At 57.6% G+C, this 13,381-nt stretch carries 11 protein-coding genes; 1 reads left to right on the forward strand and 10 read right to left on the reverse strand.

Annotated features, from left to right (window positions below; all coding sequences use genetic code 11):
* Window position 1: 1 nt before the first annotated feature.
* The 6 genes from ACQY4Z_RS01010 to rpsB all read right to left on the reverse strand — a co-directional run bounded on the left by ACQY4Z_RS01010 (window position 2) and on the right by rpsB (window position 5,004).
* Entirely contained in the window at window positions 2-844 is an 843-nt protein-coding gene (locus ACQY4Z_RS01010; protein ID WP_428525886.1) for a phosphatidate cytidylyltransferase, read from the reverse strand.
* 15 nt (window positions 845-859) lie between these two features.
* Window positions 860-1,627 (reverse strand): isoprenyl transferase, encoded by a 768-nt coding sequence (locus tag ACQY4Z_RS01015; protein ID WP_428525888.1) that lies wholly within the window; start codon window positions 1,625-1,627, stop codon window positions 860-862.
* Window positions 1,628-1,660: 33 nt separating this feature from the next.
* Entirely contained in the window at window positions 1,661-2,224 is a 564-nt protein-coding gene (gene frr, locus ACQY4Z_RS01020) for a ribosome recycling factor (protein WP_428525890.1), read from the reverse strand.
* 105 nt (window positions 2,225-2,329) lie between these two features.
* Window positions 2,330-3,052, reverse strand: coding sequence for a UMP kinase (pyrH, locus tag ACQY4Z_RS01025; protein ID WP_008192166.1), 723 nt, complete (start codon window positions 3,050-3,052; stop codon window positions 2,330-2,332).
* Window positions 3,053-3,122: 70 nt separating this feature from the next.
* Window positions 3,123-4,040: a translation elongation factor Ts gene (gene tsf / locus ACQY4Z_RS01030; protein WP_428525892.1), complete on the reverse strand. Its 918-nt coding sequence runs from the start codon at window positions 4,038-4,040 to the stop codon at window positions 3,123-3,125.
* Between the two features lie 154 nt (window positions 4,041-4,194).
* Window positions 4,195-5,004, reverse strand: coding sequence for a 30S ribosomal protein S2 (rpsB, locus tag ACQY4Z_RS01035; RefSeq protein WP_141186436.1), 810 nt, complete (start codon window positions 5,002-5,004; stop codon window positions 4,195-4,197).
* Between the two features lie 320 nt (window positions 5,005-5,324).
* On the opposite strand from rpsB, the gene ACQY4Z_RS01040 reads away from it, so the two are divergent.
* Window positions 5,325-5,723 (forward strand): VOC family protein, encoded by a 399-nt coding sequence (locus tag ACQY4Z_RS01040; RefSeq protein WP_428525895.1) that lies wholly within the window; start codon window positions 5,325-5,327, stop codon window positions 5,721-5,723.
* A gap of 14 nt (window positions 5,724-5,737) precedes the next feature.
* Here the strand turns inward: ACQY4Z_RS01040 and dnaE are convergent, their stop codons facing one another.
* The 4 genes from dnaE to proS all read right to left on the reverse strand — a co-directional run bounded on the left by dnaE (window position 5,738) and on the right by proS (window position 13,203).
* Complete coding sequence (dnaE, locus tag ACQY4Z_RS01045; RefSeq protein ID WP_428529682.1) at window positions 5,738-9,181, reverse strand: DNA polymerase III subunit alpha; 3,444 nt, start codon at window positions 9,179-9,181, stop codon at window positions 5,738-5,740.
* Window positions 9,182-9,762: 581 nt separating this feature from the next.
* Entirely contained in the window at window positions 9,763-10,479 is a 717-nt protein-coding gene (locus ACQY4Z_RS01050; RefSeq protein WP_133950053.1) for an ABC transporter ATP-binding protein, read from the reverse strand.
* A gap of 10 nt (window positions 10,480-10,489) precedes the next feature.
* Window positions 10,490-11,794 carry a lipoprotein-releasing ABC transporter permease subunit gene (locus ACQY4Z_RS01055; RefSeq protein WP_428525897.1) on the reverse strand — a complete coding sequence of 435 codons (1,305 nt, stop codon included), beginning with the start codon at window positions 11,792-11,794 and terminating at the stop codon, window positions 10,490-10,492.
* A gap of 80 nt (window positions 11,795-11,874) precedes the next feature.
* Window positions 11,875-13,203, reverse strand: coding sequence for a proline--tRNA ligase (proS, locus tag ACQY4Z_RS01060; RefSeq protein WP_428525899.1), 1,329 nt, complete (start codon window positions 13,201-13,203; stop codon window positions 11,875-11,877).
* Window positions 13,204-13,381 lie beyond the last annotated feature (178 nt).

Here is a 13,381-nt window from a genome sequence, read left to right on the forward strand (position 1 = left end):
CTCAGAATAGAGCCAAGCTGCTTAAAGGATCTGCAAACGTCCCACCAGCGATCAGGCCGATCAGCACCGCAAAGATGGCAGCGGCGACCAAGCCATCAATCCGATCCATAATACCGCCATGCCCGGGGATCAGCTGGCTTGAATCTTTCACGTCAAATCGGCGTTTGATTGCAGATTCCAACAAATCACCGGCTTGTGAAACGATTGACAAGATAGCCGCCAGCACGGCCCACGTCACAAGTTGACTGGCTCCGCTGACTGCCGCCACCCCGACACCGAAAACGATTGCGATGGTAAGGCCGCCGATTGCACCAGACCATGTTTTCTTCGGCGACACGCGTGCCCAGAGTTTGGGGCCACCCATTGCCCGGCCGGTAAAGTAAGCAAAAATATCCGTGGCCCAGACCACAAAGAACAAAAAGAAAGTGAACACCAGACCGCCAGTGCCTGCCCGCAAGGACAAGAGCGCTGTCAGGGCCAAGCCGCTATAGACGATGCCCTCCGCACCCCAGCGGCCTTCCCTGGAAAACCCGGACAACACCAGCATCGCAGCCGCGCCTGCAGCGATGACCAGAAGTCCCTCAACATGGAAACCGAGGAGCTTGAGACCACACGCGCCAATGAGCGCGGCATGCCCGGCAATCGCCGGAACCGACGCCTGCCTGGTCCCGGTAATTGTAAACCATTCTGATAGGAAAAGGATAGCAGCCGCCAGGACAAGCACCGCGTAAGCCCATCCCCCCAGATAAATCAGTCCGAGAACCAGAGGCCCCAAAACCACCGCGGACAGAACCCGCAGCTGCAGATTGCTTTTCGGTTTGGTTGTAGGGTCTTGAGCGGGCATTACTTGGCCACGACCTCAGAGCGCCTGCGCGGTGACACCACCGTACCGCCGATCCCGGTTGCCGAAGCATTCCAGCGCTTGATCCAGCGCAGCTTCGTCGAAATCGGGCCACATGAGATCCGAGAAATAGAACTCTGTATACGCCGCCTGCCATAAGAGGAAATTCGAGAGGCGCAGTTCGCCACTCGTGCGCACGATCAGATCCGGATCAGGAAGACCCGCCGTGTCGAGTTCTGCGGAAATGTGGGTTTCAGCAATGGCGCTTGGTTCGATTTCGCCGCGCGCAACCTTCTCACACAATTTCTGCACTGCTGCGGTCAACTCCTGCCGTGCGCCGTAGTTGAAGGCAACAACCAGCTCCATGCCCGTGTTGTTGCGGGTCAGCTCCTCGGCATCAAGCAAAAGCTTGAGGATCCCAGCATCGAGATTATCGCGTTCACCGATAATACGGATGCGAATGTTTTCCCGGTGCAATTCGCTCAAGTCACGCTGCACGAACCGGCGCAGCAGCCCCATCAGAAATCTGACTTCAGGCTCCGGCCGGCTCCAGTTTTCCGTCGAAAAGCTGTAGATCGTCACAACACCAATACCGCGCTCAGCGGCATGGCGAATGATTTTCCGCAGCGCCTCCAGCCCCTGACGGTGGCCTTCGGTGCGCGGCAGGCCACGGGAAGACGCCCAGCGGCCATTACCATCCATGATGAACGCAACATGATTGGGCACATGTGAAGGCTCTGCCGGAACCGGCCCCGCATTTGCCTGTCGATCCAGGTTGCTGCTCATCTCATTCCTCAACTGCTGACGCGGTGCCGGTTTTTAAACTTGCGAAATCTCCGCCTCTTTCTTCGCGAGCATCGCGTCGACTTCGCCGATCATCCCGTCGGTCAGTTTTTGGACTTCGTCTGAAGCGACCCGGCTGTCGTCCTGGGAAATATCACCGTCCTTTTCGGCCTTTTTTACGTCGTCCATACCATCCCGGCGCACATGGCGGATCGCGACCTTGGCCTGTTCGGCATACTTATGCGCAACCTTGATCAGCTCCTGACGGCGCTCCTGGTTGAGCTCAGGGATCGGCAGGCGCAGCAACTGACCGTCTACCACCGGATTCAAACCGAGATTTGATTCGCGAATGGCCTTTTCAACAGCAGCAACCATGGACTTGTCCCAGACCTGAATCGCAACCATGCGCGGTTCTGGCACGGAAACCGTCCCAACTTGGCTCAGCGGCATGGACTGGCCGTAGGCGTCGACAGAAATAGGATCGAGCATGCTTGCGGATGCACGGCCTGTCCGCAGACCTGAGAAATCGGTTTTCAGAGAAGAAAGCGCGCCTTGCATGCGCCGCTTCAAGTCATCCAGGTCGACACCTTCTACAGACATTTTGTCCTCACTGTTCTTGTTGCTTAAGCCAAATCAAATCCGGCGCGCCAACATGGCACAACCGCACCGAAACACAAGTGCTACAGCCTGTTACGCGCCGAAAAACTACTCGTCACCCACGACTGTGTAGGTCCCGGTTTCCTGTAAAACGCTGACCAGTGCGCCCGGTGAATGGATCGAGAAAACAATGACGGGAATGGAATTGTCCCGGGCCAAGGCGATCGCGGTGGTGTCCATGACCTTCAAGTTCCGGCTAATGACCTCGTCATAACCGAGAGTTTCATAGCGCTCGGCATCCGGGTTGACCTTGGGGTCCTCTGAATAAACACCGTCAACTTGGGTGCCCTTTAGAAAGGCATCGCATTTCATTTCGGCTGCGCGCAAGGCCGCACCACTGTCCGTGGTGAAGAATGGGTTTCCCGTGCCGCCTGCAAAAATGATGACATCACCGTCTTCCATGTAGCGGTCTGCAACGCGCTGGGAAAAGGTTTCGCAAATCGAGGGAACGGCGACCGCCGACAAGACGCGTGCGTTGACCTTCAGCCGGCGCAAAGCATCCGCCAGGGTCAAGCTGTTCATGATCGTGGCAAGCATGCCCATGTGGTCACCGGTGACCCGGTTGCCGCCCTTGGCAGCCACCGCCACGCCGCGGAAGATATTGCCACCGCCGACGACCACGCCGACCTGGGCCCCGAGCGCCACAGCGTCGGCAATTTCCTTTGCAATCCTTTGCACAATCGCCGGGTCAATTCCGAAAGCCTGCGATCCCATGAGGGCCTCGCCGGAGAGCTTGAGGAGGATCCGTTTCCAACGCAAAGGAGATGTCATCTGTGCACCTTGGGTAAAATTAAGCCTTCAAAAAAAAAGCGCCGGACTAACCGGCGCTTTTCTTGGGACCTTACTGCCCGGAGGCTGCCGCCACTTCGGCGGCGAAGTCTTCTTCTTTTTTCTCGATCCCTTCGCCGAGAGCGAAGCGGACAAAGCCAGTAAGTTTGACTTCAGTGCCGATTTCCTTGGCAAGGCCTTCAACAGCCTGCTCAACCGTCTGATCCGGATTGATCACGAAAGCCTGTTTGACCAGCGTGACTTCCTCGTAGAACTTGCGCAGGCGACCTTCCACCATCTTCTCGATGATGTTTTCCGGCTTGCCGGAATCGCGGGCCTGTTCGGAGAACACGGTTTTTTCACGCTCAACAACAGCCGGGTCCAGCTCTTCGGTGTTCAGAGCCAGCGGGCTGGTTGCAGCAACGTGCATGGCGATCTGACGGCCAAGGGCGTTCAGCTTGTCCTTGTCGCCGGAAGATTCCAGAGCAACCAGAACACCAATTTTTCCGAGGCCATCGGAAACAGCGCCGTGAACATATGTGGCAACGACACCGTCGTTGACAGACAGGATCGCAGAACGGCGCAGATTCATGTTCTCGCCGATGGTTGCGATCGCATCGGTGATGGAATCGGCAACAGACTTGCCGCCCAGATCAGCCGCACTCACAGCGTCTACGGAACCGTCGGTGCCAACAGCAACCTTGGCGACTTTGCCAACCAGCTCCTGGAAGCCTTCGTTACGGGAAACGAAGTCGGTTTCGGAGTTCAGCTCGATCACAGCAGCTTTTGCGCCGTCAGCAGCTACACCAACCAGACCTTCAGCGGCCACACGGCCAGCTTTTTTTGCGGCTTTCGCCAGGCCTTTGGTGCGCAGCCAATCAACAGCTGCTTCCATGTCACCGCCGTTTTCTTTAAGGGCGGTTTTACAGTCCATCATGCCAGCGCCGGATTTCTCACGGAGCTCTTTTACCATCGCGGCGGTAATGCTCATCGATTGCCTCGTAGATGGGGGGTTTCAGATGAGACACGGTTTAGCCGATAGCCTTCCGCGCCTTTATGACGGGCACGCAACAATTTGCACCCCGCCTTGCGAATTCAACATGTTTCTACCGCGCGGATCGCCGCGCGGTAGAAATCAAATCAACTTAAGCTTGGGCAGCTGCTGCTTCAGCTTCTGCCGGAGCTGCTTCTGCGGCTGCTTCAACGATCGCTTCTTCAACCGGAGCTTCTTCAGAAGCACCGATGTCCATGCCGGACGCGCCTTGTGCGCGGGAGATGCCATCGATGGCTGCGCGTGCGATGAGATCGCAGTAGAGAGAAATTGCACGGCCAGCGTCATCGTTGCCCGGAACCGGGTAAGTGATGCCTTCCGGGCTGGAGTTGGAATCCAGGATCGCTGCGACCGGGATACCCAGACGGCGGGCTTCCTGGATGGCGATTGCTTCGCGGTTGGTGTCGATGACGAAGATCAGGTCCGGGATACCACCCATGTCCTTGATACCGCCAAGGTTCCGCTCAAGCTTTTCACGCTCGCGGTCCATGAACAGACGCTCTTTCTTGGTCAGAGCGTTTGCTGCGTCAGAGTTCAGGGTCTCTTCCAGCTTGCGCAGGCGCTGAATGGACTGGGAAATAGTTTTCCAGTTGGTCAGCATGCCGCCGAGCCAGCGGGCGTTGACAAAATACTGCGCAGAATTGCGGGCAGACGTTGCAACAGCTTCCTGAGCCTGGCGCTTGGTACCAACCAAGAGAACTCGGCCACCACCGGCAACGGTGTCAGAGACAGCCTTCAGTGCCTGGTGCAGAAGCGGAACGGTCTGGGACAGGTCCATGATGTGAACATCGTTGCGCACACCAAAGATGTACTGACCCATGCGCGGGTTCCAACGGTGTTTCTGGTGACCAAAGTGAACGCCAGCTTCCAGCAGCTGACGCATCGTGAAATCAGGCAATGCCATGCCTATAACTCCTGAGTTTTCCGGTTTTACCTCCGCAAGAGGGTTGTGGGCTGGAGGAGAATTCCCTTCAGCCACCGGATGGACACCGATAAGCTCAGTTTCCGCCCCTTGCGTGTGGAATGGGCGCCTTATAGTGGGAGAGAAATTTTATTTCAAGAGCCTGGCGCCGGTTTTATACGGAGAATCTTTGCCGCCATAGGCTATATTCGCCGAACCCACCTCGCCGCGGCTGCAAGTCCTTGCAAACCGCGCCTCCCTTGGCCTTTGCCCGCAGCAGCTGATCTCCCTACGGATGGCCGCCTATATATAAGGAGAGTTCCATGGCAACCATAGGCATCAACCACCTCGGCCTGACGGTCCGGGATCTGGATCAAACAACCTCTTTCTTCTCAGAGTGCCTTGGATGGGAGGTGCTTGCCCGCGATGACAGCTATCCACGCTCAACTGTTTCCGATGGCACCTGCCGTTTGACCCTGTGGCAAGCGGACAAAACCCAAGCGATCACAGACTTTGACCGAAAGACAAACATCGGCCTGCATCATTTGGCCCTTGAAGTTGCCAGTAAAGATGAGCTGCTGGCGATGGCCGAGACAGTCCGCATCTGGCCAGGCGTAAAAATGGAATTCGAACCAGAGCCCCTGTCCGGCGGTCCACGGCAGCACATGATGTTTTCAGAACCCGGCGGGATCCGGCTCGAGATTATCTGGCCGGCCAGCTGATTTCCAACGCAACGTTAAGCCATCTGAACGTCCGTGACACCGGGAACTGCCTTGAGCGCCCCGGCGATTTCCGGAGACAGGCGGAACCGGCCGGGCAATTTCACCTCAACCTCGCGGGCGCCGTTTTCGAGAAGCACAATCACCGTAACGTCCCCCTCCCCGCGCACTGTCAGCTGCTTGGCAAGACTTGCGATCGGCCGTTCGTCGCGCACAAATACCCGCATGCTCTTTTGAAGGCGCGCGGCAACCTTGTCGATCGGATCAACCTGTTCGATCCGGAGTGAGGGTTCATCGTCGCGCATGTCGGCTCCCACGAGCACGACCACCGAACGCCCGGTTTGAAGCACATCGCGGAATTGCTCCAGCTTTTCGCGAAAGAGCAGCGCTTCATACTGGCCTGTGGCATCCGACAAGCGCGCTATGCCCATCCGGGTGCCAGACTTTGTCTTGCGCTCCTGCATAGAGATCACGGTCCCTGCAAGACGGCCGGCCGATGCACCTTTTTTCACCGCTTCGGCAAACTGTGCCCACGGCTGAGCGCGCATCTTTTCCAGGACAGAGGCATATTCATCGATTGGGTGCGCGGAGAGATAAAAGCCGATCGCCGAATGCTCGCGCTGAAGCTTCTCCTCGGACGTCCAGCCATGAACCTCATCAAGCTGCAGCGGTTCTTCGCTGTCCGATCCACCAAACAGTTCGTCTTGACCAAGGGTCTTGTTTTCTTCCGTGCGCTGCGCGAGCCCCATAATCCGGTCAAGACCTTCAAAAACACGAGCCCGGTTCGGCTCCAGTTCATCGAACGCGCCGGCAGCGGCCAGATTTTCGAGCGTGCGCTTGTTCAAGGCCTTCGGTGAAATCCGCCGGGCAAAATCGCCGAGGCTCTTGAACGGCGTCTCGCCGCGCACCTCGACAATATGTTCCACGGCCTGCTCGCCAACACCCTTCACGGCCCCCATTGCGTAGAGGATCTTGCCGTCCGATACGTCAAAATAGACCTGCGAGCGGTTGATGGACGGCGGCACCACTTCAATGCCCATCCGCCGGGCTTCCTGACGGAAGTCCCCGAGCTTTTCGGTATTCCCCATATCGAGTGTCATGGACGCTGCCATGAATTCGACCGGGTGGTTCGCCTTCAGCCAGGCGGTGTGATAGGAGACCAGTGCGTAGGCGGCTGCGTGCGATTTGTTAAAGCCGTAGTTCGCGAATTTCGCCACAAGATCGAAAATTGTCCCCGCCTGGGTCTTGTTGATGCCCCGCTCAACGGCGCCGTCAACAAAGCGGGCGCGCTGGACTTCCATTTCCGCGGCAATCTTCTTACCCATGGCGCGGCGCAGAAGATCCGCTTCCCCAAGCGAATAACCTGAAAGCACCTGGGCGATCTGCATCACCTGCTCCTGGTAGACGATGATACCGTTCGTCTCCATCAGGATCGGTTCGAGCAGCGGGTGCAGACAGTCCGGTTCCTGCTCGCCGTGCTTCACCGCATTGTAGACCGGGATGTTCTCCATCGGGCCCGGACGGTAGAGCGCCACAAGGGCAATGATGTCCTCAAACCGGTCCGGCTTCATGCCGGCAACGGCACGGCGCATGCCCTGACTTTCCAGCTGAAACACGCCGAACGTCTCGCCCCTGGTCAGAAGGTCGTAGGACTTCTTGTCGTCAATCGGCAGGCCAGCGACATCCACCTTGATGCCCCGCCGCTCAATCAGCTTCACCGCCGTGTCGATGACCGTGAGCGTTTTCAGGCCGAGAAAGTCAAATTTAACAAGACCCGCATCCTCAACCATCTTCATGTTGAACTGGGCGACCGGCATGTCGGAGCGCGGGTCGCGGTAGAGCGGGACAAGCTGCTCAAGCGGCCGGTCGCCAATGACCACACCGGCGGCGTGGGTGGATGCGTGCCGATAAAGCCCTTCAAGTTTCTGGGCCATGCCGAGGAGCCGCTCGACAATTTCCTCTTCGCGGGCAGCTTCGCGCAGGCGCGGCTCATCTTCGATCGCCTGACCCAGAGTGACAGGATTGGCAGGGTTGGCGGGCACAAGTTTGCAGAGACGGTCGACCTGGCCATAGGGCATTTGCAGGACACGCCCGACATCCCGCAGAACCGCGCGCGCCTGCAAGGATCCGAAGGTGATGATCTGAGCCACCTGCTGACGGCCATACTTCTCCTGAACGTAGCGAATGACTTCTTCACGCCGGGACTGACAGAAGTCGATGTCGAAATCCGGCATCGAGACACGTTCCGGGTTCAAGAACCGCTCAAAGAGAAGCGAGAACCGCATCGGGTCAAGATCGGTGATTGTCAAGGACCAGGCCACCAGGGAGCCCGCACCAGAGCCACGGCCCGGTCCAACCGGGATGTCGTGATTCTTGGCCCATTTGATGAAGTCGGCAACGATCAGGAAGTAACCCGGAAACTTCATCCGTTCGATGATGCCGGTCTCATAATCAAGGCGTTCCCAGTAGTCTTTCTCCTCAAGACCCGGCGCCAGGCCATGGGCATCGAGGCGGGCCTGAAGCCCTTCGCGGGCCTGGCGCTTCAGTTCTTCAGATTCGGCGCGTTCGGCTTCTTCCGGGTCCGCATCTGCACCAGCAAACCGGGGCAGGATTGGTGCCCGTTTCATCGGCCGGAACGAACAGCGCTTCGCGATCTCAATCGTAGAAGCCAATGCTTCGGGCAAATCAGCAAAAAGAGCGCACATTTCTGCGCGCGTCTTGAAATAGTGCTCCGGCGTTAACCGCCGCCGGTCGCTTTCGATCAGAACCCGGCCTTCCGAGATACAGATCAGCGCATCGTGCGCCTCGTAATCATCGCGCGCTGGAAAGAAAGCCTCATTGGTCGCAACGAGCGGCAAACCCATCTCATAGGCAAGATCAAGGAATGCCTCTTCGGTCTTGCGCTCGCTCTCCATGCCGTGGCGCTGAAGCTCGACGTAACACCGTCCTGTAAATCCATCGGCGAGTGTTATCAGCCGGCTCTCCGCCAAATCTTTCCGGCCGCCCAACAGCGGCGCGCCAATGGCGCCCAGACTTCCACCGGTCAGGACAATCACATCTTGCGCTTTTTGAAGAAGATAGCTGATCGAGACATGCGGCCTCAGGCCCGTTTCCGTGTCGAGAAACGCCCTTGACGTCAGTTCCATCAAGTTGCCGTAACCGGTTTCAGTCATGGCTATAAGGACGAGGTCAGCAAGTGCCGGCTCGCCGCGCCGTCCGCTGTCCAGACCATCATCAAAAAACACGGACAATTGGCACGCCGTAATCGGCTGAATGCCCGCGCCCCAGGCTTTGCTCGAGAACTCCTGCGCGCCAAAAAGATTGTTGGTGTCGGCGATCGCAAGCGCCGGCTGATCGTCTGCCTTGGCGAGATCCAAGAGCTTCTTGATGGGCAACGCCCCTTCCAGGAGCGAGAGCGCGGAATGGACGCGCAAGTGCACGAAACCCGGACCGCTCCCCATTGGAGCGGGCGCTCCAGACACGGAACTCATATCGCTGTCTACATTCGTCATGGCGGCATACTCAATGGCTTGCGCGAATCTTCGCTTCAAAGTGAAACGCCTCGGGTGCGTTTCGTCCAGCCGCCAGTGCGGTTGTCACCGCTGTTCTTTAAAGGGCTAAAAGCATCTCTGCCAGACCATGTTGCGCCATGTGTCTTGCCAATTGCCTTCGCTAGTCCGACCATACCTCAAATCCGGTAACGATTTGAGGGCATGCTGCCCGGCTGCCACGTGCCGGACTGCAGGTTGGATACGCTGTGGCTCAGCCAGCGGAGAGAATGACATCGCCCCAAACAGCGAGCGTCGCACAGAAGGAAACAAGGGATGCAAAAGCTGCACAGTCACGAGCGAAATAGAACATACCACCCTCCAACATCTTGTTCGATAATCAGAACATGTTCCATTTATGTTCTCTTTGCAAGCCTTTTTTGTTCTCCTTGATTTGATTTGTATAAAACCCGCAGAAACCTTTGTGTTTTTGCTTTGTTCCAGTTTCACCAAAAGTGTTTCCGTCAAAAACCGGAACGCCTAGGTTCGCCAGATCAGCGGGGTTTTACGAGACCGTCTGCCAGCGTGATGGCGCGATCCATCCGTCCGGCAAGTTCAAGATTATGGGTCGCAAAGAGCGTCGCAACCCCGGAAGCCCGGACCAGCGCGGACAGCGCATCGAAAACATAGTTCGCCGTGTTGGGATCAAGATTGCCGGTCGGTTCATCCAGAAGAAGAATCCGCGGCGCATTGGCAACCGCGCGGGCAACGGCCACCCGCTGCTGTTCACCGCCAGAAAGTTCAGAGGGACGGTGGCTGCCCCGATCGGCAAGGCGCATATAGGCGAGCAGCTCATCGGCGCGGTCGGCCGCCACCTTTTTCGGCAACCCCCGGATCATCTGCGGCATCATGATGTTCTCCTGCGCGGTGAACTCCGGCAGCAGATGATGAAACTGGTAGACGAAGCCGATGTCGTTGCGCCGGATCGCGGTGCGCTCATCATCCGACAAATCCGTGCAATTGACGCCGCCGAGATAGACATCGCCGCCATCGGGTTGCTCCAAGAGCCCCGCAATATGCAAAAGCGTCGATTTACCGGTTCCGGACGGAGCAACGAGCGCCACCATTTCACCGGCTTCAATGCGCAGGTTCGCACCATTTAGCACATGAAGCTTGTGGTCGCCTTCATCATACGCGCGGGAAATTCCTGACAGTTCGATGGCAGCCGGTTGGAGACCGGGAGCCCGGCGCGGATCTACAGCCTGGTTCATCTGCCCTCTCCTATTCGTACCGCAGGGCTTCGACCGGATCGAGCCGAGCCGCCCGCCATGCCGGATAAAGCGTCGCCAGAAGAGACAGGGCAAGCGCCATCAACAGAACCGTTACAGTCTCGCCGCTGTCGATTTCTGCCGGCAGTTTCGACAGGAAATAAAGCGTTGGATCAAACAGCTGCGTCGACGTCAGCCAGGAAACGAATTGCCGGATGCTCTCAATGTTGAGACACACGATGAGCCCAAGGAAAAAACCAGCCAGCGTGCCGACACAGCCAATGCTGGCGCCGGTGATTAAAAAGATCCGCATGATGGATCCGCGCGTTGCACCCATGGTCCGCAGGATCGCAATGTCGTGCCCCTTGTCCTTCACCAGCATGATAAGGCCTGAAATGATGTTGAGCGCCGCGACCAGCACAATGAGCGTCAGGATGATAAACATCACGTTCCGTTCAACTTCAAGCGCGGAAAAGAACGTCACATTCCGCTGCCGCCAGTCGGTTACGAACGCCGGACGGCCGGCAGCTTCTTCAACAGCAGCCAGCATGGTTCCGACATTGTCCGGATCGACCACGTAAAGCTCAATCCCGGTCGTGATGCCGTCCATATTGAAATAGGCTTGGGATTCGGGCAGCGGCATGAACAGGAAAGTCGCGTCATATTCGCTCATGCCGATCTCGAAGATCGCGGTCACCGGATAGGCCTTGACCCGCGGGGTCACGCCCATAGGGGTGACGCTGCCACGCGGTGAAATGATGGTGATGTTGTCACCAAGCGTGATGCCGAGCTGTTGCGCCATGCGCGAACCGATGGCAACGCCTTGACCGGCATCAAAACCATCCAGCGTCCCGGCACGCAAGTTGTTGGCAACCAACGGGATCCGGCGCAAGTCACTTTCTTTGAGGCCGCGCACCAATGCTCCGAGGTTTCCGGCAGGACCAGAGACGAGGGCCTGACCTTCAACGAAAGGAATGGCGCTGATGACCTCCGGCACGCCCTCAAGGCGTTTGGCCACCGGATCATAATCGGTGAGCGGCTGGTCAATCGGCTGGATCAGCATGTGGCCATTGATCCCGAGGATCTTGCCCAACAGCTCAGAGCGGAACCCGTTCATCACCGCCATGACGATGATAAGCGTTGCAACGCCCAGCATGATGCCCGCGAAGGAAAAACCGGCGATCACTGAAATGAATGTTTCCCGGCGGCGCGAGCGCAGATACCGGCCGGCGATCATCCATTCAAAGGGCGCAAAGGGGCGCGTCGGCTCTACCGTCCCCCGGTCCGCGCCCTCGCGCGCAGTGTCTACTGCTGTCATTTTCCATCCAATTCAGCAACGCCCCGGTGGCCGCTGTTTCCCGCAGCCGATTCCCCGCCCCAGAGGATCACCGGACTGGATCAGTCCGTCAATGCCGCGGTGAGCTTGTTCAAGGTTGCCTCCGGGGTCAGCATTTCCTTTTCCCCAGTTGCCCGGTCCTTGACCTCCAGCACACCATCTTTCAACCCGCGCGGACCGGCCACCACCTGGAACGGCAAACCGATCAGATCCATCGTGGCAAATTTCGCCCCTGCCCGGCTGTCCGTGTCGTCGTAAAGCACCTCAATGCCGGCAGCTTCCAGCTTGGCGTAAAGGTCCTCACAGACCGGGTCGGTCAAATCATCGCCCGGGCGCATGTTGATGATGCCAACATGGAACGGTGCCACCGATTTCGGCCAGATGATTCCATCCTCATCATGATTGGCCTCAATCAAGGCACCAAGAAGACGGGATACGCCGACACCATAAGAGCCCATGTGGACCGGCACTTCCGTTCCTTCAGCAGTGGCGACCTTGGCGCCCATCGCATCGGAGTATTTTGTGCCGAAATAGAAGATGTGTCCGACCTCGATACCGCGCGCAGATACGCGTGTTTCCTCTGACAATGCGTCGAAAGCTGCTTCATCATGCATTTCGTCGGTCGCTGCGTAGGGGGTCGTCCAGCTTTCAACGATCGGTGACAGGTCCGACCAGAAATCTGTGTCCTTGGCCGGGATCGGCATTTCAAGAAGTGACTTGTCTAGGAACACTTCGCTCTCGCCGGTTTCCGCAAGGATGATGAATTCGTGGCTGAGATCGCCGCCAATCGGGCCCGTGTCAGCCTTCATCGGAATCGCCTTCAGGCCCATCCGGTCAAAAGTGCGCAAATAAGCGACGAACATGCGATTATAAGCATGACGCGCCGATTCCTGATCAAGATCGAAGGAATAAGCATCCTTCATCAGGAACTCGCGCCCGCGCATGATGCCGAACCGCGGGCGGACTTCATCCCGGAACTTCCACTGTATGTGGTAAAGGTTTAGCGGCAGGTCTTTATAGGAGCGTACATAGCTGCGGAAGATGTCGGTGATCATCTCCTCGTTGGTCGGACCAAAAAGCATCTCCCGCTCATGGCGGTCGGTGATGCGCAGCATTTCCTTGCCATAGGCATCGTAGCGCCCACTTTCGCGCCACAAGTCGGCAGGCTGGATGGTCGGCATCAGCAGCTGAACCGCCCCTGCCCGTGCCTGCTCTTCTTCCACAATCCGCTCAATCTTGCGAAGCACCTTCAATCCCAGCGGTAGCCAAGAATAAATCCCGGCGGACTGCTGGCGGATCATGCCCGCCCGCAGCATGAGCCGGTGGGAAACAATTTCCGCTTCCTTCGGAGTTTCTTTCAGGATGGGCAGGAAGTAACGGGACAGACGCATTTATGCACTCTCAAAACTGTGGCATTGCCGGATTTGTGCGCAGTCAAAGCGCAAGCTGACCTTAAACACAAGAGCAATCGCATTTTATGGCCGAGTTTTGCAGGATTTGCAGATAGACAGCGGGTCGCCAGCTGAATTGCAGGACTTAGCCAGCTCAATTTGCAGCGCCGTTTTCCGG

Source organism: Roseibium sp., assembly GCF_965276855.1.
In the GTDB taxonomy this organism is placed as follows: domain Bacteria; phylum Pseudomonadota; class Alphaproteobacteria; order Rhizobiales; family Stappiaceae; genus Roseibium.

What these genes read in the sequence shown, in the direction of transcription:
- tsf (WP_428525892.1), bottom strand. Translation starts at nt 4,040, where the DNA reads ATGAGCATTACCGCCGCGATGGTAAAAGAGCTCCGTGAGAAATCCGGC.
- ACQY4Z_RS01010 (WP_428525886.1), bottom strand. Translation starts at nt 844, where the DNA reads ATGCCCGCTCAAGACCCTACAACCAAACCGAAAAGCAATCTGCAGCTG.
- rpsB (WP_141186436.1), bottom strand. Translation starts at nt 5,004, where the DNA reads ATGGCATTGCCTGATTTCACGATGCGTCAGCTGCTGGAAGCTGGCGTT.
- frr (WP_428525890.1), bottom strand. Translation starts at nt 2,224, where the DNA reads ATGTCTGTAGAAGGTGTCGACCTGGATGACTTGAAGCGGCGCATGCAA.
- ACQY4Z_RS01055 (WP_428525897.1), bottom strand. Translation starts at nt 11,794, where the DNA reads ATGACAGCAGTAGACACTGCGCGCGAGGGCGCGGACCGGGGGACGGTA.
- ACQY4Z_RS01015 (WP_428525888.1), bottom strand. Translation starts at nt 1,627, where the DNA reads ATGAGCAGCAACCTGGATCGACAGGCAAATGCGGGGCCGGTTCCGGCA.
- pyrH (WP_008192166.1), bottom strand. Translation starts at nt 3,052, where the DNA reads ATGACATCTCCTTTGCGTTGGAAACGGATCCTCCTCAAGCTCTCCGGC.
- proS (WP_428525899.1), bottom strand. Translation starts at nt 13,203, where the DNA reads ATGCGTCTGTCCCGTTACTTCCTGCCCATCCTGAAAGAAACTCCGAAG.
- ACQY4Z_RS01040 (WP_428525895.1), top strand. Translation starts at nt 5,325, where the DNA reads ATGGCAACCATAGGCATCAACCACCTCGGCCTGACGGTCCGGGATCTG.
- ACQY4Z_RS01050 (WP_133950053.1), bottom strand. Translation starts at nt 10,479, where the DNA reads ATGAACCAGGCTGTAGATCCGCGCCGGGCTCCCGGTCTCCAACCGGCT.
- dnaE (WP_428529682.1), bottom strand. Translation starts at nt 9,181, where the DNA reads ATGGGGAGCGGTCCGGGTTTCGTGCACTTGCGCGTCCATTCCGCGCTC.